Origin of the sequence: Streptomyces sp. NPDC049040 (assembly GCF_043197715.1) — a bacterium.
Lineage (GTDB): Bacteria > Actinomycetota > Actinomycetes > Streptomycetales > Streptomycetaceae > Actinacidiphila.
On sequence record NZ_JBICTO010000010.1, the window covers coordinates 1 to 23,095 of the forward strand.

Annotated in this window: 21 protein-coding genes; 10 read left to right on the forward strand and 11 right to left on the reverse strand. The window is 72.3% G+C overall.

Annotation, left to right across the window (positions count from 1 at the left end; genetic code table 11):
* From ACGFMP_RS23870 to ACGFMP_RS23890, 5 genes are all read left to right on the forward strand, one after another.
* Positions 1 to 1,221: AMP-binding protein (locus tag ACGFMP_RS23870; RefSeq protein ID WP_393674998.1), on the forward strand; the 1,221-nt coding region annotated here is incomplete at its 5' end.
* Positions 1,218 to 4,412, forward strand: a complete 3,195-nt coding sequence (locus ACGFMP_RS23875; RefSeq protein WP_393674999.1) for an amino acid adenylation domain-containing protein — start codon at positions 1,218 to 1,220, stop codon at positions 4,410 to 4,412. The genes ACGFMP_RS23870 and ACGFMP_RS23875, both read left to right, overlap by 4 nt.
* A gap of 117 nt (positions 4,413 to 4,529) precedes the next feature.
* Positions 4,530 to 5,852, forward strand: a complete 1,323-nt coding sequence (locus tag ACGFMP_RS23880) for a nitroreductase family protein (RefSeq protein WP_393675000.1) — start codon at positions 4,530 to 4,532, stop codon at positions 5,850 to 5,852.
* Between the two features lie 28 nt (positions 5,853 to 5,880).
* Positions 5,881 to 6,675, forward strand: coding sequence for a thioesterase II family protein (locus tag ACGFMP_RS23885; protein WP_393675001.1), 795 nt, complete (start codon positions 5,881 to 5,883; stop codon positions 6,673 to 6,675).
* Positions 6,675 to 7,241 (forward strand): MOSC domain-containing protein, encoded by a 567-nt coding sequence (locus ACGFMP_RS23890; protein ID WP_393675002.1) that lies wholly within the window; start codon positions 6,675 to 6,677, stop codon positions 7,239 to 7,241. The genes ACGFMP_RS23885 and ACGFMP_RS23890 overlap by 1 nt, the downstream gene beginning before the upstream one ends.
* 83 nt (positions 7,242 to 7,324) lie before the next feature.
* On the opposite strand, the gene ACGFMP_RS23895 is transcribed toward ACGFMP_RS23890, so the two are convergent.
* Complete coding sequence (locus tag ACGFMP_RS23895; protein ID WP_393675003.1) at positions 7,325 to 8,353, reverse strand: 3-oxoacyl-ACP synthase III family protein; 1,029 nt, start codon at positions 8,351 to 8,353, stop codon at positions 7,325 to 7,327.
* Between the two features lie 499 nt (positions 8,354 to 8,852).
* On the opposite strand from ACGFMP_RS23895, the gene ACGFMP_RS23900 reads away from it, so the two are divergent.
* The gene (locus tag ACGFMP_RS23900) at positions 8,853 to 9,773 is read left to right on the forward strand and encodes an LAETG motif-containing sortase-dependent surface protein (protein WP_393675004.1); all 921 of its coding nucleotides are present in this window, start codon (positions 8,853 to 8,855) and stop codon (positions 9,771 to 9,773) included.
* 230 nt (positions 9,774 to 10,003) lie between these two features.
* A complete protein-coding gene (locus ACGFMP_RS23905; protein WP_393675005.1) occupies positions 10,004 to 10,402 on the forward strand; it encodes a hypothetical protein in 399 nt (132 codons plus the stop codon).
* A gap of 67 nt (positions 10,403 to 10,469) precedes the next feature.
* Here ACGFMP_RS23905 and ACGFMP_RS23910 read toward each other — a convergent pair whose 3' ends face one another.
* Positions 10,470 to 11,375: an SDR family oxidoreductase gene (locus ACGFMP_RS23910; RefSeq protein WP_393675006.1), complete on the reverse strand. Its 906-nt coding sequence runs from the start codon at positions 11,373 to 11,375 to the stop codon at positions 10,470 to 10,472.
* A 250-nt stretch (positions 11,376 to 11,625) separates the two neighbouring features.
* On the opposite strand from ACGFMP_RS23910, the gene ACGFMP_RS23915 reads away from it, so the two are divergent.
* A complete protein-coding gene (locus ACGFMP_RS23915) occupies positions 11,626 to 11,982 on the forward strand; it encodes a PRC-barrel domain containing protein (RefSeq protein WP_393675007.1) in 357 nt (118 codons plus the stop codon).
* A gap of 100 nt (positions 11,983 to 12,082) precedes the next feature.
* On the opposite strand, the gene ACGFMP_RS23920 is transcribed toward ACGFMP_RS23915, so the two are convergent.
* From ACGFMP_RS23920 to ACGFMP_RS23935, 4 genes are all read right to left on the reverse strand, one after another.
* A complete protein-coding gene (locus tag ACGFMP_RS23920; RefSeq protein ID WP_393675008.1) occupies positions 12,083 to 13,063 on the reverse strand; it encodes an SRPBCC family protein in 981 nt (326 codons plus the stop codon).
* 6 nt (positions 13,064 to 13,069) lie between these two features.
* Positions 13,070 to 13,597: a hypothetical protein gene (locus ACGFMP_RS23925; protein WP_393675009.1), complete on the reverse strand. Its 528-nt coding sequence runs from the start codon at positions 13,595 to 13,597 to the stop codon at positions 13,070 to 13,072.
* Positions 13,598 to 14,044: 447 nt separating this feature from the next.
* Positions 14,045 to 14,812 carry a class I SAM-dependent methyltransferase gene (locus ACGFMP_RS23930; RefSeq protein WP_393675225.1) on the reverse strand — a complete coding sequence of 256 codons (768 nt, stop codon included), beginning with the start codon at positions 14,810 to 14,812 and terminating at the stop codon, positions 14,045 to 14,047.
* A gap of 64 nt (positions 14,813 to 14,876) precedes the next feature.
* On the reverse strand, positions 14,877 to 15,545 hold the full coding sequence (locus ACGFMP_RS23935) for an NAD(P)H-binding protein (RefSeq protein ID WP_393675010.1): 669 nt from the start codon (positions 15,543 to 15,545) through the stop codon (positions 14,877 to 14,879).
* A 144-nt stretch (positions 15,546 to 15,689) separates the two neighbouring features.
* Between ACGFMP_RS23935 and ACGFMP_RS23940 the strand changes: the two genes are divergently transcribed.
* Positions 15,690 to 16,208 carry an SRPBCC family protein gene (locus tag ACGFMP_RS23940; RefSeq protein WP_393675011.1) on the forward strand — a complete coding sequence of 173 codons (519 nt, stop codon included), beginning with the start codon at positions 15,690 to 15,692 and terminating at the stop codon, positions 16,206 to 16,208.
* Entirely contained in the window at positions 16,201 to 17,802 is a 1,602-nt protein-coding gene (locus ACGFMP_RS23945; protein ID WP_393675012.1) for a phytoene desaturase family protein, read from the forward strand. The genes ACGFMP_RS23940 and ACGFMP_RS23945 overlap by 8 nt, the downstream gene beginning before the upstream one ends.
* A gap of 229 nt (positions 17,803 to 18,031) precedes the next feature.
* Here the strand turns inward: ACGFMP_RS23945 and ACGFMP_RS23950 are convergent, their stop codons facing one another.
* From ACGFMP_RS23950 to ACGFMP_RS23970, 5 genes are all read right to left on the reverse strand, one after another.
* The gene (locus ACGFMP_RS23950) at positions 18,032 to 19,225 is read right to left on the reverse strand and encodes a glutamate--cysteine ligase (protein ID WP_393675013.1); all 1,194 of its coding nucleotides are present in this window, start codon (positions 19,223 to 19,225) and stop codon (positions 18,032 to 18,034) included.
* Between the two features lie 239 nt (positions 19,226 to 19,464).
* Positions 19,465 to 20,130 (reverse strand): response regulator, encoded by a 666-nt coding sequence (locus tag ACGFMP_RS23955; protein WP_393675014.1) that lies wholly within the window; start codon positions 20,128 to 20,130, stop codon positions 19,465 to 19,467.
* A complete protein-coding gene (locus ACGFMP_RS23960) occupies positions 20,127 to 21,251 on the reverse strand; it encodes a sensor histidine kinase (protein WP_393675015.1) in 1,125 nt (374 codons plus the stop codon). Before ACGFMP_RS23960 ends, ACGFMP_RS23955 begins: the two co-directional genes overlap by 4 nt.
* Positions 21,248 to 21,967, reverse strand: coding sequence for an ABC transporter permease (locus ACGFMP_RS23965; protein ID WP_393675016.1), 720 nt, complete (start codon positions 21,965 to 21,967; stop codon positions 21,248 to 21,250). The genes ACGFMP_RS23960 and ACGFMP_RS23965 overlap by 4 nt, the downstream gene beginning before the upstream one ends.
* Positions 21,964 to 22,887 (reverse strand): ATP-binding cassette domain-containing protein, encoded by a 924-nt coding sequence (locus ACGFMP_RS23970; RefSeq protein WP_393675017.1) that lies wholly within the window; start codon positions 22,885 to 22,887, stop codon positions 21,964 to 21,966. Before ACGFMP_RS23970 ends, ACGFMP_RS23965 begins: the two co-directional genes overlap by 4 nt.
* Positions 22,888 to 23,095 lie beyond the last annotated feature (208 nt).

Below are 23,095 nucleotides of genomic sequence, written 5' to 3' on the forward strand. Positions count from 1 at the left end.
TCGTTCGAGGCGAGTCGTGATCCGGTGGTGTTTCGGGATTTGCTGGGTGAGCGGGGTGTGTCGGTGGTGAGTTTGACGCCGTCGGCGTTGTCGCGGTTGATGCCGCATTTGACGGGTGGGGGTGGGGGTGTGCCGGTGGGGTTGCGGCATGTGGTGTTGGGTGGTGAGGCGGTGCGTGTGGGGGAGTTGGCGGGGTTGTTCGGTGGTCCGGGGCGGCCGCGGGTGTGGAATTTGTATGGGATCACGGAGACGACGGTGCATGCGTCGGTGCGTGAGTTGTCGGCTGCGGACGTGGATGCCGGTGTGGGTGCGGTTTCGGGTGTGGGTGGTAGTCCGATTGGTGTGCCGTTGGGGGATCTGGTTTTTGCGGTGGTGGGTGCCGGGGCGGTTGTGGGTTCCGGTGGTGTGGTGGAGGGGCTTTCGGTGGGGGAGCGGGGTGAGTTGTGGATTTCGGGTGCTGGTGTTGCGCGGGGGTATGTGAATCGGCCGGAGTTGACGGCGGAGCGGTTTGTGGATGCGGTGGTGGGGGGTGTTTCGGGGCGGTGGTATCGGACGGGGGATGAGGTGGTCGCGCGGGCTGGTGGGTCGGGGGTGGAGTTCGAGTATCTGGGCCGGTTGGACCGTCAGGTGCAGTTGAGGGGTTTCCGGGTCGAGTTGGGTGAGGTGGAGGCGGTGTTGTCGGCCCGGGACGGCGTCGGCACTGCGGTGGTCGAGTTGATCGACGGCGGCGAGGGTCCCGGGTTGGCGGCGTTCGTCACCCTCTCGTCCGATGCCGAGGGCGCGGAGGCGTTGGGGACGTTCGAGGATGTCCGGGAGTGGTTGTCGGGCAGGTTGCCGGAGTACATGCTGCCGTCCTCGATCTCGGTGATCGCCTCGTTGCCGGTGACGGTGAACGGGAAGCTCGACCGGGCCGCGCTAGGGGGGATGGTGGGTGAGCCGCTGCCGGTCCGGGGCGGTGGTGACGAGCCGGCCACCGACACCGAACGCCTGCTGGCCGGTATCTGGTCCGACGTCCTGGGCACAGGACCCATCGGCCGCGATGACTACTTCTTCACCATCGGCGGCAACTCGATGACGGCGTTGCGCCTGGTCGCGCTGATCAGCAAGACCGTGGGCACCCGCGTCGGCATCGCGGCCCTCTACCGGAACCCGACGGTCGCGGAGCTGGCCGTGTGGGTCGACGCCGAGCTGGAGAAGAGAGCCGTGGGCACGGAGAAATGACCGAGCAACCGCCGGCCGCGTGGCTGGCCGACCTGGCGAGGGAAAGCCTGGCGGTCTCAGGCGTGGGGCACATCACCGACGCGCAACTGGAAACCGCCAGCTTCATCGGCCTGGGCGGCGACTCCCTGCGGGCGCTGTCCCTGATCGGCAATGCCGCGAAGCAGGGCGTCCGGCTCCGGGCCGCCGACCTGCTCGCGGACATCCCGCTCGGCCACGTCCTGGACAAGGCCGCGTCGGGGCGGCCGTCCGGCGCCGCCGGCGCGGCCCGCCCGCCGGAGCCGGCAGGCGAACCCGTCCCGGCGGCCTCGATGTCCTCCATGCAGGAAGGCCTGTGGCTGGGGAACCGCATCCTCGGCGACGCCCCCTACTGCCTGGTGTTCGCCTGCCACCTCACCGGCGCGCTGAGCCCGCCGCTTCTGGAGCGGGCGATCGGGCAGACCGCTCGCCGGCACGCCGGTCTGCGGGCGGTCTTCCCTATCTCGGGCGGGCGTGTCACCCGCCATGTGACCGACATCGAACCGCCGCTGGAACGGCTTGCGCACGATTCGACCGCCGCGATCGCCGAGCAGTTGCGTCGTGAGCCCTTCGATCTGGCCCGCCGACCGCCCATCCGGTTCGGGCTGGCGTCCGCGGGGCCCGAGCGCCACGTCCTCGTACTCGCGGTGCACCACATCCTGCTGGACGGCTGGAGCATCGCGCTGGTCCTGCGCGAGATCTTCGCCCGGTACGACGCGCTCGCCGCGGGCGGGGAGTACGAGCCGGGTCCTGCGGTCGACGCCGACGCGTACGACAGGTGGCTGCGGCAGCAGCGCGCCGATGGCGGGCTTGCCGCACAGCTGGCTTTCTGGAAGCAGCAGTTGGCCGGAGTTCCCGAGTCGATCGAGCTGCCGTCGGACAAGCTGCGGGCGCCGTTGCGCGATGCCCGCGGCGCGCGCCTGCCGGTCGATCTGGGCCGCGGCCTGACCGAGCGGGTGCGGTTCGCCGCCGCGTCGGCCGGGACCACGACGACGGCCTTCATGCTGGCGGCGCTGGGGCTGGCGGCGGCCCGCCACACCGATGTGGAACAGCTCGTCATCGGGATGCCGGTCGCGGGCCGCCCTCCGGAGCTGGCGGAGCTGGTCGGCCTCACGGTGAACCTGCTGCCGGTGCGTGTCGACGTCCGGCCCGATGTCCGTGTCGCGGACTACCTCGCGAGGGTCCACGAGAGCCTGGCGGCGAGCCTCGACAACGACGCGGTGCCGTTCGCGGACATCCTCGACGCGCTCGGCGTCGCCAGTTCTGCCCGGCAGCACCCGCTGGTCCAGATCGCTTTCGGGGTCCATCACGACGTGGTGCCCGCCGCGATGGCGTCCCGGTTCCTCGGCATCGAGGTGGAGGAGGGACACGGCGCCGGCTCGCAGTACGACGTCGAGCTGTTCGTCAACCGTGCCGACCCGACCCTGTCGGGCCACCTGGAGTACGCCACCGACGTATGGGACGCGCGCGACGCCACCGGATTCCGCACCGGCTGGATGGAGGCGCTGTCCTCCCTCGCGGCCGACCCGGACGCGCGGTTGGGCTCGCTCAGGTGCATCGCGCCCGAGGGGCGGTCCCGGCTCGCCGCGCTCGCCGGCGGTGGGGCGGGGGAGGCGGCCGGCGGTGCGGGCTCGCTGGACGACTGGTTCCGCGCCCAGGTGGCCCGTACCCCCGGTGCGCCGGCCGTGAGGGACGGCTCTTCCACTCTCAGCTACGCCGAACTCGACCGCGCCGCGAGTTCGCAGGCCGATGCCCTGCGGCAGGCCGGTGTGGGCGCGGGCGACCGGGTACTCGTCGCCTGCCCGCCTTCCCTCGCCGAGGTCGTGGCCGTCCTCGCCGTCGTCCGCAGCGGCGCGGCGTACTGCGGACTCGACCGCCAGGCTCCGGCGACGCGGGTCGGGCAGATCCTGCGGACACTGCGTCCCTGTGCCGTCCTCGGCGAGGACGCGGAAGAGCTGGCGGCCCAGGCCGGTGCACGGGTCGTGCCGACCTGGCAACCGGACTGGCCCGCGAGGACGTCCACCGAAGGGCCCGACGGCACCCAGAGGACCGAACCGGCCGACCCTGCCGCGCAACTGGCCTACGTCGCCTTCACCTCGGGCTCCACCGGGGGCCCGAAAGGCGTCTGCGTCCCCCACCGCGGTGTCCAGCGCCTGGTCGCGGGTCTTCCCGATTACGCACCGCTGGGGCCGGGCGATCGGGTGCTCCGGATGGCCCCGCTCTCCTTCGACGCCTCGACGCTGGAGATCTGGGGCGCCCTGCTGACCGGCGCCGCGGTGGAGATCGGGGCGGGCGAGCTCGGCGACCCCGGTGACCTGGGACGGTTCGTCAGCGAACGCGGCATCACGGTGGCGTGGTTCACCGCCGGGCTGTTCCGGCTGCTCGTGGATTTCGCCATCGAGCGGCTGGGCGGGTTGCGGGTGCTGCTGACCGGGGGCGACGTCGTCTCGGCCGGGCACGTGCGCGCCGTGCTCGACCGCCATCAGGGGCTCGCGGTCGTCAACGGCTACGGACCGACAGAGAACACCACCTTCACCACCGTTCACCGGATGCTCAGCGCCGCCGAGGTGGACGACCCCGTTCCGATCGGCCGGCCGGTGGCGGGGACGGGGATCCGCATCCTCGACTCCGGCCTGCGGGAAGTCCCGCCCGGCGCGGTCGGCGAGCTGTACACGTCGGGCGCCGGTCTCGCGGCGGGCTACCTCGACGACCCGGAGCGGACGGCCGCCGCGTTCGGGGACTTCTGCCCCGACACTGCGGAGCGCCTCTACCGGACCGGCGACCTGGTCCGGCTGGACGCCGACGGCAATGTGCGGTTTCTGGGCCGGCGCGACCACCAGGTCAAGGTGCGCGGATTCCGCATCGAGCTGGACGAGATCCGCTCGGCGGTCATGAGGGTGTCCGGCAGCGGTGTCGCCGACTGCCTCGTCCTGGCCGCGGGACGCGACAGCTCGGACAAGCAACTCGTCGCGGCGGTGGTGCCCGCCGCAGGCGCCGCGCGGCCGGACCTGGCCGCGCTGATCGGCGAACTGGGTGCCGCACTGCCCGCGTACATGGTGCCGAGGAAGTGGGCGGTGCTGGACAAGCTCCCCGTGACGTCCAACGGCAAGATCGATCGCGACGCGGTGGTCCGGCTGGCGGCGACGCCCGCGGGCCCGAGCGCGCGGCACTCGTAGCGGAGGGAAACCATCGAAACTCACGCAGAGGCCTTCCACCGGCTGACGGCCTACTCCGCCGACCGGCACTGGCTGGAGCCGGTCGACGACGACAGGCTGCGCCAGGACTTCATCCCCATGCTGCCGGAGGAGCAGCCGCCGCCGTTCAAGGAGTATCCCGCCCACTTGCCGCGGATCGCGCTGCCGGACGTCCCGGGTGCCCCGGTGGCGGCCGCGGGGCTGCTCGACCGGAGCGGCGCCGTCGACGCGGGCGGAGGCAGGACGCCGGGCATCGAGGACCTGTCGGTGACGCTCGCCCGGTGCGCGGGCGTGCAACGGCGGTCCCCGCGCACCGGCGAATACTTCCGGGCCGTCAGCTCCGCGGGGAACCGGCACCCGTACGAGGTGTACGTGAGCGCCCGCGGCATCGACGGGCTCGCCGACGGGGTGTGGCACTACGACCCGCGCGCCCACGCCGTGACGCTGATCGGGCCTCCGGCGGCCGGTGCGGCGGCAGCCCTGGTGATCAGCGGAGTGCCGTGGCGGAGCTGCTGGCGCTACAGCGAGCGCGGCTACCGGCATCTCGGCTGGGACTGCGGGACCGTCGCGGCGCACGCGGTGCTCGCCGCCTCGGCGCAGAGCCTGCCCGCGCGGGTGGAGACGGCTTTCGACGACGCGGCGGTGGGCAGGCTGATCGGGGCACGGGACCGCGAGGAATTCCCGATGGCCCTGGTGCCGCTGGGCGCCGGAGCCCCCGCCGTCGCTGCCGGTGGTACGGCGGCGCAAGGCGAACTCGGCCCGGGTGCCGAGGATTTCCCCCTGGTGGCCGCGATCCACGAGGCCGGAAACCTGAGCGGGGCGGAGGAGGTCGAGGACTGGCGCCGCCTTCGGGCAGGCGGCGATCCGGACGCCCGGAGGGCGGGGCGGCTTCCCGACGCGGCCGGTGACGAGGCGCTCGACGTGCTGGTGCGCCGGCGGCGCTCCACCCGCCGTCTCGACGACGCGGCCGTCGTCGGACGCGCCGCTGCCCGGTGGATCGTCGACGTGGCCGCGGCCGCGATGCCGGGGGACGCGGGCACGCTGCACGAGGTGCGGCTCGTGGCACACGGCGTCGAGGACATGGATCCCGGCGGCGTCCACCGCCCGGTGCCCGGCGGTCTTGAGCGGACGGCGTCCAGCAGCCGGGCGGCGACCCACAAGGCCTGCCTCGGCCAGGAACCGGGCCGCGACGCGGCCGCCGTGGTCTTCCTGACTCCGGCGCCCGGGCCCGCGATCGCACCGGATGCCAGAACCTACCGCGCGGCGCTGCTCTCGGCGGGTTTCGCGCTCGGCCGGATCTACCTCGCGGTCACGGCGCTGCGGCTCGACTGCTGCGGCCTCACATTCGTCGATTCCGAACTGCCCGCCACCATCGGCGTGCAGGACGCCTTGGCCGTCATCGCCGTCGGCGTGCGGCGCTGAGCAGCGCCTCCTACGGAACGGAAGGCACATGAACGAAGACTTCTCGCAGCCCGCGGTGCGGATGTGCGAATACTCGGCCGATCCCGCGGCACACACCGTCCTCTACTGCTTCACACATGCGGGCGGCGCGGCCCCGTTCTTCCGGCCCTGGGCCGCCTGCCTTCCCCCCGGCGTCGCCTTGTGCGTGATCCAGCCGCCGGGACGCCAGGACATGATGAGATTCCCGCCGTTCCCGGACATGGCCGCCCTCGCCGACGCCACGGCCCGAGCGATCGAAGGCCACCTGCGGGGACGCCGCCACGTGTTCTTCGGGCACAGCATGGGAGCCCTCACGGCTTTCGAGACGGCACGCCGCTTGCGGCGCGCAGGCCTCCCGGAACCCGATCTGCTGGGAGTTTCCGCTTGTCCCGCGCCGCACCTGGGACCCGACGGACCCCCCGTACGCGACCTCTCGGACGAGCAGTTGCTCGCGCGGGTGACAGCGCTGGGCGGCCTCGAACCCGAACTCCTCGCCAGCCAGGAGCTGGTGGCACTGATGCTGCCCGCCATCCGCGCCGACTTCGAGATCCTGGACGGCTACGCATACGTGGCAGAGCCGCCGCTCGGCTGCGGGCTCGCCGTCTTCGGCGGCCTGTCGGACGACTCGGTCCCCGGGGAATCCCTTCGCGCGTGGGACGGACACGCCCTCGGCCGGACGGTTTTCCAGCTGTATCCCGGCGGCCACTTCTACCTGGACGACGCCAAGGCGGGGATTCTCGACGTCATGCTCGCCCCGGGCCAGGCCGGTCTCCTCGACCTCGACCGACAGGCGATTGATCGGTGATGGCGACATTCATCAAGCGCACAGGACTCGAGGCAGGGCTCGATCACATCCGCGCATCGCCCGCCGACAGCGGCACCCTGGAGATGATCGTCCGGCGGCCCGCGGTCGGCGAGCGGGAGATGCTCGACGAGGGCGTGCTCGACCTTGCCGAGGGCCTGGTCGGCGACATGTGGCTGCGGCGCGGCAGCCGCGACAAGACCACCGGCACCCCCGACGTCAACCGGCAGATCACGGTGATGAATTCCCGCTGCGCGGCGCTGGTGGCGCAGGACCGCGAGCGCTGGCAGCTCGCCGGCGATCAGCTCTATGTCGACTTCGACCTGAGCACCGCGAACGTCCCCCCGGGGACGCGGCTGCGGATCGGCTCCGCGGTCATCGAGGCGACGACCGAGCTGCACCTTGGGTGCAGCAAATTCCAACGGCGCTTCGGCTGGGACGCGGTGCTGTTCGTCAACTCCCGTACCGGCCGGGAGCTGCGGCTGCGCGGCATGAGCGCGAGGATCGTGGCCGGCGGCCTCATCCGCGCCGGCGACAAGGTGCACCCGGTCGTTCCCGGCGAGTACTGACCCAGCGCTGCTCACACCTGATCCGCCGATGACGCGGGTGGCGCGGGCGGCGCGGACGTACGGCAGGCCGCGCCGCCCGCGGCTCACACGCGGAGCAGGGTGACGGCCCAGTGCATCCCGCTGCCGAGGGTGGTCAGGGCGACCAGGTCGCCGTCCCGGAGTTCGCCGGCCCGCAGCAGCCGGCGCAGTCCGAGCAGCTGGTCGGCGGCGCCGAAGTGGCCGTGGTCCAGGGCCAGGTCGTTGGTGAGCTGTTCCAGCGGCACACCGAGCGCCCGGGCGATGTCGGCCGCCGCTTTCCGGTTGTCGTTGAGGTGGATGAACCGCTTGATCTCGCCGGGCTCGATGCCGCTGCGGGCGCAGACGCGGTCCACCGCCACCCGCATGTTCCCGCCGAATCCCCGGACGAACTCCAGCATGCGGCGGGCGTCGTTCTCGAGCAGCTCGCCGAGGCGGTCGAGCGGATTGCGCACCCGGAGTCCGCCGGGAGCGGCCGCCCCTGGTGTGCCGAAGGGCCGGGCGGTGCCGCCGACGTCCATCCGGAAGAAGTCGGCGTACCTTCCGTCGGTGATGATCTCGGTGGCGAGCCACCTGCCCCGCTCGTGGCTGCGGCGCACCAGCGCCGCCGCGGCTCCGTCCGACAGCACGGTCGTGGTGGAGTCCATCCGGTTCTGATAGGTGTCGCACACCCGGTTCGCCGAGACGATGAGCGCGTTGCGGTAGTCCGGGTGCGTCGCGAAGCGCCCGGCGACGGAGTCGAAGGCGATCGTCCCCGAACTGCACGCCTGGTTGATCAGCATCGCCTCGGCGTTGACGGCCCCGATCCGGCCCTGCACCGCGGCCGCGGCGTCCCAGCACAGGTATTCGGCGAAGTCCGCGATGGCCAGCACCACCAGGTCGACCTCGGAGGCGTCCGCCGAGGCTGCCTTCAAGGCCTCCTCGCACGCCCGCACCGCCAGATCCGTGAGCAGCACGCCGTCCTCGGCGCGGTGGAAGCGCCGGTAGCCCCACGACCGCACCGTCTCCTCGTTGGCCGCGTACTCCTCGATCACCGGGTCGGTGACCTCGACCGGCTCACCGAGCGATTCGCCGATGGCGACGATCCCGAACGACATCCAAGCCTCCTGCCGGGAGCCGGCGGCACCCGGCAGCGGAGCCGATCCGGCCACGGGGCGACCTGTAGGGCCTCGACGGCAGGCCGGACGTGTTGCCGGGCGCGACTGATCGTTCTCGAGATCGCCATCCTAATGCCGTATCAGGAACGCGCGGGTGTTCATGGTGAAAGGGGTGGCTCCGCCCTTGCTGGAACCGCCAGAGGCGTGGCGAACTGCCACCCGCTCATGCGTGATCGGGGAAGGCCGTCCCGGTGTGATGCAGGTCCGACGAGCAGATGACGGGGGGTTCCCGGCAGAAGGCTGCAAACCCGACGTTTGCGGCTGTACACAGACCAGGTATGCGGGGCATACTCGGTCGCCCGGGCCAACTGGCCGGAACACAAGACATTCGGCGGCGAGACGCCTCGCAGGCCATCGGGCACGTCTCTCGTCATGCGTGGAGCCCTTGCCCGCCTGCCTGCACCTGGCTGCCCGACCAGCATTCAGGAGTATTACTCAAGTGCGAGCGATAACCAGACGAGCCATAGGCGTTGCTGCAGGCCTCGGCTCCATCACGGCTGCCATCACGCTGTGCGGCATCGGCACGGCCTCCGCGTACGCTCCGGCGCACAACGGCGGCAACGACAACTGCGACCGCGTCGGGATCGAGTACAAGGTCGCCGGCGGCCAGTGGACGAAGAACGGGCGCATCAACGGGGACACCCCGCCCACCAAGATCAGCGTGCGGCTGACGAACACCCCCGGCAAGAACTGCGAGTACAACGTTTCGCTCGCGTCCTACAGCGCCGAGGGCCCCGCGTGGCAGAACTCCGGCCACCAGGACTTCCTGGGCTGGGACACGGCCACCCTCAGCAAGTCGAAGACCAAGGCGACGCTCGACGTCAGCGGCAACGCCCCGACGTGCTTCGGCCAGGTCGACCTGTACGGCAACGGCACCAAGTACGACGGCGGCTCCGACGAGGGCCACGGCGCGCTGCCGCACTACCCGGACTCCGCCACCCCCACCGACCTGATCACGGCGTGGAACGGCGGCACGAAGTGCGAGGGGACTCCGACGCCCACTCCGACCGAGACCTCGGCCACGCCGACCCCGACGGAGACCTCGGCCACCCCCACTCCGACGGAGACCTCGGCCACCCCGACGCCGACCGACAGCACCGGGACCCCGAGCCCGTCGCCGAGCGTCAGTGACACGGCTTCCCCGTCGCCCTCCACGACCGCCCCGACGAGCACCGTGGCCCCGACCGGCACCCCGTCCGTGCCGCCGGCCAGCCCGTCGTCCGGCACCGGGAACCTCGCCGAGACCGGCAGCAACAGCTCGCAGAACGCCGCCTTCCTCGGCGGCGGTGCCGCGCTCCTGGTCGCGGGTGGTGCGGCCGTCTACTTCACCCGTCGCCGCCGCAACGGCGCCCACAGCTGACGCACCACCGGCTGAATCGACCGACGGCCGCCCGGCCCGGGGAATCCTCCCGGGCCGGGCGGCCGTCGCCGTTTTCCCGGGTGAGCGCGATTCACCCGACGCCGAAGCCGCGCACAGTATGAGCCGTCCGGGCGTTCATGGTGGTGGGCACCGCCGCCCGGGGAAGGCCCTTGGGCATGAGCGATGACACTCACCACGGAGCAGCCGCACGGAACCGGCGTCCGGAGGGCATGAGCGACGACCTGGTGGAGGCCCTCGGAGTGCTCTCGGAAGCCCTGGAGACGGTCGAGCGGGCGCGCGGCAGGCTCTACGATTTCCACCAGCTCACCGGAGGGGCGGACCTGCGGCTCGGAGAGGCGGTGGAGCGGTTGAGGGGTGCGGGCCACGAAGCACTCGCGGATCGGCTCGCAAGTGAACTCGTCGGCCGCAACGTCCTTCCGGGCTACTGGAGCTTCCAGATGGTGGAGGCGTACGACGAGACCTACTACCGGCCCTTCCGGCAACTGGAGCAGCAGGTCCGGGAGGACCTGGCGGAGGGCAGGCGCCACATCCACGAGGCGGAGATGAAGGAGGCCCGCCGCACCCACGGACATCCCGATCACTCGGCCAGGCCGCCGCAATCCCGATGACCGAGGGCGCCGGCCACGTCGCCACCGCTGAGCCGACGGTGGCGCGGCGCCCGAAGGCCCTGAGGGCTCAGTCCTGCGGGGGAGTGGCGGGCCGGGTCGGAGCGGCGGGCCGGTGCACGTCCCAGTCGGCGTGGCCGCCGGCGCCCAGGACCCCGGCGGGCGCATGGAGCTCGTCCTGGGACATCCGGGCGAACGAGCGGCGTGCCGCACGGGCGACCAGGTAAGGGAAGACCGGGCGCAGTGGCTGGGTCATCCGCAGCCATGGCGGCGCGTAGACGGTGGGCGCGCGGCGCTCGATGCCGCGGACCAGCAACGTGGCGACCCTGGCCGCCGAGTGCACACGGCGGGCCGGTGCGGGCTGGCGGCTGCGCAGTTCGCGCAGCACGGCATGCTCCTCGAGTTCGTCGATCATGTCGGTGCCCGTCCAGTGCAGATAGGCGATTCCGACCCCCACGCCTTCTGGTTCCATCTCGGTCCGCAGCGCCTGGGCGAATGACTCGACGCCCGCTTTGGACGCGCAGTAGGCACTCATCATCGGAGCCGAACCGAAGGCGGCGGTGGAGGCGACCTGGAGCAGATATCCGCGGGTTTGCAGGAGCTGGGGCAGGAAGACCCGGGCGGTCACCGCGCTGCCGATCAGATTCACCTCGATCACCCGGTTCCACAGCGCCGCGTCGCAGGTGGCGAAGGATCCGGCGGCGGCGATGCCGGCATTGGCGACCACGACGGAGACCGGCCCGAGGCGTTCCGCGACGGATCGCGCGCTCCCCTGTATCGACGCCTCGTCGGTGACATCCGCTTCGATGCAGCACGACGTGCCCGGCAGGCTGTTCGCCACCTTGCGCAGCGACTCCAATTCCCGTCCCAGCAGGACCAACCGCATTCCGCGCGCGGCCAGTTCGCGCGCGACCGCGGCACCGATCCCGCGGGCTGCCCCGGTGACGACGGCGACCTTTCCGTCATGAAGTGCCATTCCCGGATGTTATGCGGATTTCGGCTGTGTCGAGGATTCGCCACGCTTCCCGATACCGGCTCGGCGCAGCGCCTGCTCGATGCGTGGCGGGTCGGCTGCTCGGCTGCTCCTTCCCCGCGGCCGCCGGTTGCCGGTGTGGCGGGAGGTGTGGAGGCATCCCGCGGGGGTAGCCGCGTTTTGTGAAGCGCCAACCGTTTTCGAGCGGTTGGAGCGCTTTGCGGTTCTGCAAGGCAACGGAAGGACGCACACAATGAGCGACAACATCTGGAGCTACGGGGCGACTTCCGGCTACCAGACGGACGCCGACCTCATCGGGTACAAGGTCGAGGCGAGCGACGGCCACATCGGCAAGGTCGACAAGCACTCCGACGAGGTCGGAAGCGCCTACCTCGTGGTGGACACCGGCGTGTGGATCTTCGGCAAGTCCGTCCTGCTGCCGGCCGGCACGGTCTCCGGCATCGACCACGACGCCAAGGTCGTGCACATCGCCCGGACGAAGGACGAGATCAAGGACTCGCCCGAGTTCGACAAGGAGAAGCACACCACCGACTCCGACTACCACCAGCAGGTCGGCGGCTACTACGACCCCGGCTCCGTCCGCGGGTGACGCATGCCTCAGCGCGGGGGGGGGGGGGGGCGCCCCCCCCCCCCCCCCCCCCCCCCCCCCCCCCCCCCCGCGCCCGCTTGCTCCACACTTCCGGGGGACGTCACCTCCGGCTGCTCGAACCCTGGGCGCGCCGCTGCCTCTTCCCCGGCTCCTCGGGCTCTTCCTCTTCCCCCTCGGCGTCCTCGTCCGCCATCTCGTCCTCGTCCCAGTAGTCCTCCTCGTCCTCGTCCTCCTCCTCGTCGTCGTAGCCGTCCTCGGCCGCCTCGTCGTCCTCCAGGCCCTCCTCGTGCGACCGCACGACCTCGCCGTCGCGGATCTCACCGCGCCATCCCTCGACGTCGTCCTCCGCGTTCAGCATGATGTGACGGCCGAAATGCTTGAGGTCCAGCCGCAACCGGCGGCCCTGGGCACGCCAGAGATTGCCGGTCTTCTCGAAGAATCCCGAAGGGTGGTATTCGACGTAGACGAGGACGCGGGTCAGAGCGGGGGCGAGTTCGTGGAAGCTGACCGAGCCGTGCGTGGTGCCCTTGGGGCCCTCCGACGTCCACACGATCCGGTCGTCGGGGACCATCTCCTCGATGGTGGCCTTCCAGTTGCGGCTTGAAGGGCCGACCTTCGCGCTCCAGTCGGACGTCGTCTCGTCCTTCTTCTTGACGCTGCGCACGCCCTTGGTGAAGTCGCTGAAGTCCTCGAACTGCGCCCATTGGTCGTAGGCGGTCCTGACCGGCACCCCGACGTCCAGGCTCTCGACGATGCTGGTCGCCTTGACGCCGCTTCCCTTGCCGCCGCCGTCTCCGCCGCCCAGCCCGGGAATCACGCCCATCACCTGGTCCTTGAGGTCCTTGGCCTTCTGGGCAAACAGCGCCTTGGCCGGGGACTCGCCTTTCAGGATGCGGCCGCCGACGCCCAGCATGCCGCCTTCGCCTTCCGCCATGTCCGTCAGCCGGTCGGTGAGATCGCCGACCTTCCCGCTTGCCTTGTCCACCAGCTTCCGGGTCAGGGAGTCCAGGAAGCCGCCGAGTTCGGCGCGCAGCTCGTCCAGTCCGCTCGGCCCCGTGGACTGCTTGTTCTGCTTGGCCATGGCCCGCTACCTTCCGCCCCGGTTCCCGGCCGACCTGGCAGGCGCGGTCTTCTTGCCCGCCCTCCTGGCCGGCGCGCCCTTCCTGGCAGGAGCTGCCTCGGCCGCCCTCCTGGCGGCCTTCTTCGCCGGGGCCGCCTTCTCGGCCGCGGGGCGACGACTGGGTGCTCCGGCGTCGTCCTCCTCCTCGTCCTCCTCCGGTTCGTCCCCGGCGCCTTCCGGCTCGCCCAGGTCCTCGCGGGTGCGGTCGCGCAGTGCCGCCGCCAGCGAGGAGAACTGGCGGTCGGCCGACGCCGAGGCGGCCGTGCGGGCAGCCGTCAGCAACTCTCCGGAGATCTGGCCCCGCAGCTCCGCGAAGCGCGGATTCTCCTTCAGCTGCCTCAGGCCCTCCGCGGCCAGAGCCGTCGGGGTGAGGCCGAATCTGCGGCCGGCGATGAAGGTGCCGACGGCGAAGACCACCTTGGCCTTGCGCGTGCGGCCAAGCAGGTAACCTCCGGCCATGGCGGCTGTGACCACCGCCTTGGTCGAGTTGTCCATCAGCGACTGCCTCTCGGGCCGTTCCTCGGGAGTGGGGACATACGGACTGGCCGGGCCGTCGGCAGACGGCAGCGGAGGGTGAATCCCCAGGTCAGAGCATGGATCTGCCCGACGCGTCAGGCATCTGCGGAGCCGCGCCGCCGACGTCGGTCGGCGCGGCCTCCGAACAGCCCTCAACCGGGTGGCCGATCGGCTGCGCCGGACTGGTCAGGGCGCGCTGGGCCGCCTCCGCGGCACCCGGGATATGCGGCTCGCGGGCGGAGGGGCGGCGTGTTGGCTGCCGCTACCCGGTCGATTGTCGGCCATGGAGACACCCTCTCCCGGCGAAGAGGCCGTCCGCAGCTTCTGCTGCACCGTTCGGGGCGGCATGGACCGCGGCGCCGCCGCCGGCCTGCGGGCCACGGATCGCGCCCAGGGCCGGAGGCGGCCGAGCCCCACCGCTGGGCCCTACGAGGTCAGCCCGCCCACGGCGGCCTGGTCCCGCTGCACGCGGTAGACGGACACGTGGGACCGCGACTCGGCGGTGAAGTCGGATCCTGACCAGTCCGCATGCCTGGTCTCCAGCTCCAGCCCCGCCAGCTGGGCCATCAGGTCGAGCTCGGCCGGCCAGATGTAGCGGTGCGGGCTGCGGTACAGCTGGGCCTGTCTGCTCTCGTCGAAGGTGAAGTGGTGCGACACCACCTGCTGCCGCAGGACGTCGTAGGTGTCCAAGCCGATGTAGCCGGGTTCGCAGTTCCAGACCATCGCCTGCTGGCCTGGTGGGAGCTTGCGCAGCTCGGGTACCCAGAGCTCGATCACGAACCGGCCCCCCGGCGAGAGGTGACGGGCGGCGTTGCGAAAGCACGCGACCTGCTCGGCTTGGGTGAGGAGGTTGGAGAGCGTGTTGAAGACGAGGTAGACGACCTCGTATTCTCCCGGTGCGACGGCAGTCGCCATGTCACCGACGATCACCGGGATGGTCGCTTCGTCGGCCTTCGTTCGCAGCCGGGTGATCATCGGCGGTGACAGTTCGATGCCGGTGACGGGCACTCCCCGCTCGGCCAGCGGGACTGCCACCCGGCCGGTTCCGATGGCGAATTCGAGCGCCCTCCCGCCGCCTGCGAGTTCGGCAAGGCGGTCGACGGTCGGCCCCAGGACCTCGGGGGCGAACATGCCGGTGCCCGGCGTGTCATAGCGCTGGGCGGCGTCGACGTCCCAGATCTCCTCCTGCTGCATGCCGCCAACGATCTCCATGGGTGGACGAGTCGTCCAACGGTTTTGCGACCCCGGCGGTGTGGACCTAGCGGATCGCTTCTTCGATGGGGGTCTCGCCGCCGACCACCACGTAGATACGGCCGGCGGTGTCGGGCCGGTCGATGAGGGCCACGAGCACGGCCGCGACGTCTTCCCTGGCGACTTCGTCGAACCTGGCGCGCTTCGGCCCGACCTTGTTCCCCGCGGTGAGTTCGACCGTGCCGTCGCCCTGGCCGTCCGTGAGCACGCCGGGGCGCAGTACCGTCCAGTCGAGCCTGTCCCGGGTGAAGATGTGCTCTTCCGCGGCGCGCTTGGCCCGCAGGTAGACGGCGTACCCGTCACTGATGCCGCGGTCATCGGCGCAGCCCACGTTGATGGAGCTGACGTGCAGGAAACGTCGCACACCGGCCTTCTCCGCCGCGTCCATGACCAGCACGACGGCGGCCCGGTCCATCGTGTCCCGGCGTGCGGAGGTGGCGCTGCTGCCCGAGCCGGCCGAGAAGACGGCGGCGTCCGCGCCGGCCAGGGCCAGGGCCACCTCATCGACGGTGGCGCGCTCGAGATCGAGCACGACGGCCTCACCACCGGCCTTTCCCACGTCGCCGACGTGCCGGGGGTTGCGCACGATGCCCACGACGCTGTCGCCGCGGTCGGTGAGCAGCCGCGTCAGACGGAGGGCGACCTTGCCGTGGCCGCCGGCGATGACGATCTTCATTCGCAACCTTTCGTGCCGATCATGAGGCAATGATTCTCCGCCCCGCCGCTTTCTGAGAGCCTCGGGATGATACATCCGCATGTGACCGTTTAGTCGCCCGGGTAGTGGGGACCCGCAGATTACCGGCACCTCCGGGAGGCCCCCATGGCGATACGCCACCAACTGATCAAGCGCCCCCGCGACGACGTGTGGTCGGTCCTGTCCGACCGCGATCTGTACGCGGAGTGGGTCCCGGGGACCTCCGGCTCGCACCCGGGGGAGGGTGACTGGCCGGAGGAGGGGGCGACCCTGCGCTACTCGGTACGTGCCGGGCCGTGGTCCCTGCACGGCACGACGGTGGTGCGGGAGGAGCGGCGCCCGGAGCGGCTCGCCCTCGAGATCGACAGCGGGGCACTCGGCACCGCCAGGATCGACATCGAGATCCGCAGGTGGGGCAGGGACAGCCTGGTCATCGCGGACGAGCATCCGCTGACCGGGCCCGCCGGCACGCTGCACAATGCCGCGCTCGACGTCGTACTGCAGATGCGCCACCGCCGCATGCTCGCCCGGCTGGCCGATCTGGTGGAGCGCGGCCCGGCATCGGCCGCCGACGATCCGCGGGCCGCCGGGGGGCGGATCCCCGCCCCGCACCCCGATGGCACCGGGAAGGTGCACCGTGCCTGACGCGGTCGTCATCGGGGCAGGTCCCAACGGCCTGGTGGCCGCGAACATCCTCGCCGACGCCGGCTGGAGCGTCGAGGTCCTGGAGGCCCAGGCGCAACCCGGCGGCGCCGTCCGCAGCGACCGCGGCATCGACCCGGATTTCGTCACCGACGTCTTCAGCGCCTTCTACCCTCTGGCGGCCGTCTCGCCGGCGCTGAGCGCACTGTCCCTGGAGCGGGACGGTCTGCGGTGGAGTCACGCGCCCACCGTCCTCGCCCATCCGCTGCCGGACGGGCGGTGCGCGGCGCTGAGCCGGCGTACGCACGAGACGATGCGCAGCGTGGAGGCCTTCGGGGTGGGCGACGGGGCGGCCTGGCAGGAGTGGTACGAGCTGTGGCAGCGCATGGGGGACAGGCTGCTGCGCTGCCTTTTCACCCCCTTCCCGCCGGTCCGGGGCGGTGCGGCACTGGCGGCCCGGCTGGGCCTGGCCGGCGGCCTCGAATTCGCCCGCATGATGCTGCTGCCCGTGCGGCGGATGGGCGAGGAGTTCTTCACGGGTCAGGGCGGGAGGCTGCTGGTGGCCGGCAACGCACTGCACGCCGACTTGGGTCCTGAGAGCGCGGGCAGCGGTGCCTTCGGGTGGCTGATGTCGATGCTGGGCCAGTCCGTCGGGTTCCCCGTGCCCGTCGGCGGCGCGGGCGCACTGTCGGCAGCGCTGGTCCATCGGCTGCAACGCCTCGGCGGCACCGTGCGCTGCGGCGAGGATGTGCGCTCCGTCGTGGTCCGCTCCGGCCGGGCGGTCGCGGTACGCACGGCGAGCGGTGAGGAGGTGCCCGCGCGGCGCGCGGTGCTCGCGACGGTGTCCGCGCCCACCCTCTACCGCCGCATGCTGCGTCCTGAAGACGTCCCGGAGAGCATCCGGCGGCAGCTGCGGCACTTCCAGTGGGACCTCTCCACCTTCAAGCTGGACTGGGCACTGGACGGGCCCATCCCGTGGACAGCCGAGGCCGCCCGCGGAGCGGGAACACTGCATCTGGCCGACAGTGTGGACGACTTGACGCGCTTCTCGGCGCAGATCGCGACCCGCCGCGTGCCGGACCGGCCGTTCGCGCTGTTCGGGCAGATGACCACCGCGGATCCCACGCGTTCACCGGCTGGTACCGAGTCCGCCTGGGCGTACACCCACGTGCCCCAGGTCGTCGATGGCGACGCTGCCGACGCGGGCCTGACCGGGCGCTGGGACGAGAGCGAGCAGAACATCATGGCCGACCGGGTCGAAGCCCAGGTGGAGCGCTACGCACCGGGTTTCCGCGCGCTGATCCGCGGGCGGCGGATCCTGGCGCCCCCCACGCTCCAGGCCCTGGACGCCAACCTGCGGGGCGGGGCGATCAACGGCGGGACCACGGCGGTGCACCAGCAGCTGGCCTTCCGTCCGGTGCCGGGGCTCGGGCGCCCCGAGACGGTGGTGCGCGGGCTCTACCTGGCGTCCTCCTCCGCGCACCCCGGCGGCGGCGTCCACGGCGCCCCCGGCGCTTCCGCGGCCCGCGCCGCACTGCGCCTGCCGCCGGCCGACGCGCTCCTGAGCCGCCTGCAGCGGACCCTCGCCGGGGGCTGAGCCCGAAGGCGGCCGTGGTGCCGGTAGGCCGCCACGGCCGACGGCCCGCCGGGCTGCGCCCGAGGGCCATGGGGTGTGCCCGATCGGGCCGGACCAGCGGCGGTTTCCCGAATTCCATCGGACCGAGGTCCTTCCCCGGCCCAACGCTGGATGAGCAGGGCCGCCGGCCGGGAAGCGGCGTCGGTGCCGGGGGAGGCAGAACCTCCGGCACCGGCGCCGCCGGGCCCGGTCAGCGCAGGGGCGCGCCTGTTTCCAGGACCGGTTCGTCCGTGCCGCGGTCGTCCTGCCGCGGGAGCAGGCCGCCATCGGTGCCGCCCTCCAACGACCCGGAGACGGGTGCGATCAGGTCCAGCAGGCCGTCGGTGCCACCATCCGCCACCGCGGCCCGCTGCCGCTCCGCTCCCGTGCCGCCTTCGAGCAGCCGCCGCAGTCCCCAGGCCACCCGGTCGAGGTCCCCCGACTCTTCGAGCGCGGGCGCGACATGGCCGAGCAGCACGTCGACCACCTCGGCCGCGGCCGCGGGCGTGCCGCTCAGCGGGTCGACGAGGGTGCCGTCCAGCCCGTGCCGTGCCGCGTGCCAGCCGGCCGCGCGTACGACACTTGCCGAGGGGTCCGCCGTGGGCGCACCCCGGTGTACGTCGTCCAGCGCGGTCACCACGAGGCCGCGGACCAGACCGGCGAGCGTGACGGCCGTCTCGACGTCGAGCTGGACGTCGGGGGCCCTGACCTCGAGCGTCGGGTAGTCGTCGGAAAGCCGCGCATGCCAGTACAGCTGATGCCGGTCGGGGACCACGCCGGTGGCCAGCAGCGCGTTCACACGCTCCTCGTAGCCGTCGGCGTCGGTGATGAAGGGCGGCGAGCCGCTGACCGGCCAGCGGCCGAACACGACGGTGCGCCAGCTCGCGAAACCGGTGTCGCGGCCCTCCCAGTACGGGGAGTTCGCGCCGAGCGCGATCAGCACCGGGAGCCAGGGCCGCAGCCTCCCCAGCGCGGCGGCACCTGAGGACCGGTCAGGCACGGCGACGTGCACGTGTGTACCGGCGATCAACTGCTCGTCGACCAGGCGGGCGGCCTCCACGCGCATCTCGCGGTAGCGCCGCGTCTGCGTCACCGGGACCTCGGACGCGGACGCGAGCGGAGCCCCGCCGGTCGCGGCGAGGCGGCAGCCCGACAGGCGTGTCGCCGCCGCCAGCGCCACCCGGAACCGGGTGAGGTGCGCGGTGACCTCGTCGAGGTCCGTGCAGATCGGGGTCGCGACCTCCACCTGGGCCTGGAGGAGTTCGTCGTCCACCTCACCACGGCGCAGCACGGTCCCCCGCTCGGCTGCCGCCCGCACCTGTGCGGCTCGCGGCACCGGGAGCCCGGTCTCCTCGTCGAGCAGCAAGAACTCTTCTTCCACGCCGAGCGTGACGACTCTGACCATGGCACTCGGTTACCCCGGAAAGGTCCGCGCACGGCGCGTGGCCCGGAGCACTTGCGATCCGGTGCGCGGAGCCGTGCGAGCGGTCCTTCGCCATCGCCATCGCCACCGGCCTGGTCGGCACCGCGCGAACCACGCCGGGTCCGGTGCGTCCGAGAGGCACCGCGTTCCCCACGTCCGCCTGCCGAGTCCCGAGGAGCGCCCCGCGGACCGGCCGGGCATCTCCCGGAGCGGTCGCGGGCTCACAGCGAACTGCCGGGCACGACGAAGCCGTTCTCGTAGGCGAACACCACGGCCTGGGCCCGGTCGCGCAGGTGGAGCTTGGCGAACATGCTGCCGACGTGGCTCTTCACCGTCGCCTCGGTCACGACCAGGTGCGCGGCGATCTCCGGGTTCGACAGGCCCCTGGCCACCAGGATGAGGGTCTCCCGCTCCCGGGGAGTGAGGCCGGCCGACTGCCCGGCCGGGGGCCGGAGGGGCTCGGTGCGGGTGGCGTAGTCCTCGATCAGCCTGCGGGTGACCGACGGCGACAGCAGGGCGTCCCCGGCGTGCACGACCCGGATCGCCTCCAGCAGCCGCTCCCGCGAGGCGTCCTTGAGCAGGAAGCCCGAGGCGCCCGCGCGCAGCGCGCCGAAGACGTACTCGTCCAGGTCATAGGTCGTCAGGACCAGCACCCGGGGCGGGGAAGCGGAGGCGGTCAGCCGGGCGGTGGCCTCGACACCGTCCATGCGAGGCATCCGGATGTCCATCAGGACCACGTCGGGCCGCAGGGCCGCGGCCTGGGAGATCGCCTCGGCGCCGTCCGCGGCCTCGCCCACGACCTCGAGGTCGCCCTGCGTCTGCAGGAAGAGCCGGAAGCCGGTGCGGATCAGTTCCTGGTCGTCGACGATCAGAAGGCGGATGGTCATGCCGCGTCGCCCACGGGGAGCCGGGCGGTCACCAGGAATCCGGCGGCGGTGCGGCGGGCGTCGAAGGTGCCGCCTGCGGCCGCCGCACGCTCCCGCATCCCGAGGATGCCGTGCCCGGCGGCCGACGCGGCCGGCCCGCCGCCGCCGTCGTCCTCGACGGTGACGTCCAACTGCGCCCGGCCGTAGTCGAGCGTCACCGTGACCTGGGTGGGGACGGTGTGCTTGAGCACGTTGGTCAGCGCCTCCTCGACGATCCGGTAGGCCGACAGCTCGAGGCCCCCGGCCAGCGGGCGGGCCTCGCCGGTGAGTTCCAGCCGCACCGGCATCCCGGCCGTCCGGTAGCCGGAGACCAGCTCGGGGAGCTGGCCGAGCGACGGCTGCGGCCGCCACTGCGTGCTGTGGTCCGAGGTGCGCAGCAGGCCCAGGATCCGGCGCAGCTCCGCCAGGCTCTGCTCCGCGCTCGCCTCCACCTGCTCCAGTGTCTCGGCCGCGACCCGGGGCGCGGTCGGCAGGACGTCCCGGGCGCCGCGCACGCCGATCAGCATGACGGTGACCGAGTGGGCGACGATGTCATGGAGCTCCCGGGCGATGGAGGTGCGTTCCCGCTCCGCCGCCATGCGGTCCAGTTGCTCGCGCTCGCGCTCCAGGGTGGCCGCGCGCTCCTCCAGCGCCCAGGTGTAGCGCCGCCGGGTCTGCAGGTACGAGCCGAGGGCCCATGCGCCGATCGGGATGGGCAGCGAGGAGATGCTTGCCAGCAGCAGGAAGAGCGCGGTCGGGACGAGCGCGGCCCCCGAGATCCTCCGGTCCCGCAGATCGGCGAGCGAGGCGAGGGCGACCACGACGGGTGCCCCGCCCGGCGAGAAGCCCAGCGGCACGAGCACCGCGGCGCCCGCGCAGGTCACGGCGAGCACGGCCAGCGGCGCGCGGCGCCGGACGAGCAGGGCGGAGCCGGCGAGCACCGTGACCGCCACGGGGAGGACGCTGACCCGGGTCCCGTCGTCGAAGAGCAGCCCCAGCTCCACACCGGTCGTGACCAGCGTCAGCGCGAGGTCGAACAGTGCCGAACGGCGCGCGACCACCTGGTCGTACGCCGCCCGGAACCACCGAGGGAGCCGGTTCACGCCAGGTCGCGCCGTCGCTCGACGACGACGGCGGCAAGCGTGACCGCGACCGTCCATGCGGCCAGCACCCATCCCGACGCCACCACCGACAGGCTCGTGTCGTGCGTCATCCGGCTCAGGACTCCCGCCGCGCCGAAGGGGGTGAGGTCGGCACCCGATTCCGACACCCCGGAAAGCAGCGGCACCACGGCGAAGTTCACGATCAGCAGGACGACCACTCCCAGGACCGGGCTGCGAATCAGGGCGCCGAGCGCGGCTCCCAGGATCGCGGACAGGACGAACGCCACCAGGTTGCCCGCCACGACGGCGCCGACGTCGCCCGAGGTGAGACCGGGACCCGGCTGGTCGCTCAGCAGCGGCAGCGCGAGCCCGACCGACACCGCGGTCGTCAGCGCGCCGAGCAGGAGGCCGGTCAGCGCGTAGGCGACCATTCTGGCCGAGAGCACAGCCCCGCGGCCACGGCGGCTGACGAGCGCCGCCGGTGCGGCCGTACGGTGCCGGTATTCCCCGGCCGCGCCGACCAACCCCCAGAGCAGCAGCAGGATCGGCAGCCCCGACAGCGCCTCCTCCTTCTCGGGCACCTTGTCCAGCTTGCCCGACGCCACCGCGATCACCAGGACGTTGAGGACCGCGAACGCGACCCCGCCGAGGGCGAAGCCCACCACCGTCCTGGTGGTCACGGTCTTGATCAGTTCGCCTCGCAGCAGATGCCTCAACGGCCCGCCCCTCCCGTGAGTCCGAAGAACACGTCTTCGAGCGACGTGGTCCGCTGGACGATCTCCTCCAGCAGGACGCCGTCGCGGTGGGCCAGCCGTGCGACCTCCGCGACATCGAGCCCCTCGACCAGCAACGCGCCCGAGTCGTCGCGCTTCATGCGGCCACCGGCCGCGGCCACGAGTCCCGACAGGCGCTCGGCCTGCTCGGCGCGCACCACGACCACGCTCGCTCCCGAGCGTTCGAGGTCCCGGATCGCGCCCTCGTGGACCAGCCGGCCCTCGTCGATCATGATCACATCGTCCACGGTCCTGGCCGCCTCGCTCAGCATGTGGCTGGACAGCAGCACCGTGCCACCCCGCGCGGCCCGGTCCCGCAGCAGCGTGCGCAGCCAGCGGATGCCCTGCGGGTCAAGGCCGTTCACCGGCTCGTCCAGCACCAGGATCTCCGGATCGCCCAGCAGCGCCGCGCCGAGCCCGAGCCGCTGCCGCATGCCCATCGAGTATTTCCCGACCCTGCGCCGCGCCGCCTCCTCGAGCCCGACGAGCTCCAGGACCTCGGCGACCCGGCGGCGGGGCAGTCCTGCCAGCGCGGCAAGCGACCGCAGATGCGCCCGGCCGCTCCGGCCGGGATGGGCACCGCACGGCTCGATGTGCACGCCGAGCAGGCGGGCGTCCGGCTTGTTCGCCGAGACCGGTGTGCCCTGGACGAAGGCACGGCCCGCCGTGGGCCGCGCCAATCCGACCACCGCTTTGAGCGCGGTGGTCTTGCCCGCCCCGTTCGGGCCGAAGAAGCCGGTCACCCTTCCGGGCGCGACCGTGAACGACAGGTCGTCGACCACCGCCCTGCGACCGTAACGCTTCGTCAGCCCTTCGACCCTGATGGCCGCCGAATCCCCGGCGGATGTTCGTGAAGAAGTCATGCCCGAAGCCTCCGGCCGGCCGATCTCCCGGTCATCGGCCCACGGTCGAAACCCGGACTCCGACCAGGGGTGGAGACGAGGGGGGGGGGGGGGGGGGGGGGGGGGGGGGGGGGGGGGGGGGGGGGCGGCGGCCCCCCCCCCCCCCCCCCCCCCGCGGCCGGGGCCGGAGAAGGGGCAGGGGGCCTCGACGCGGTCCTTGGATGCGGTC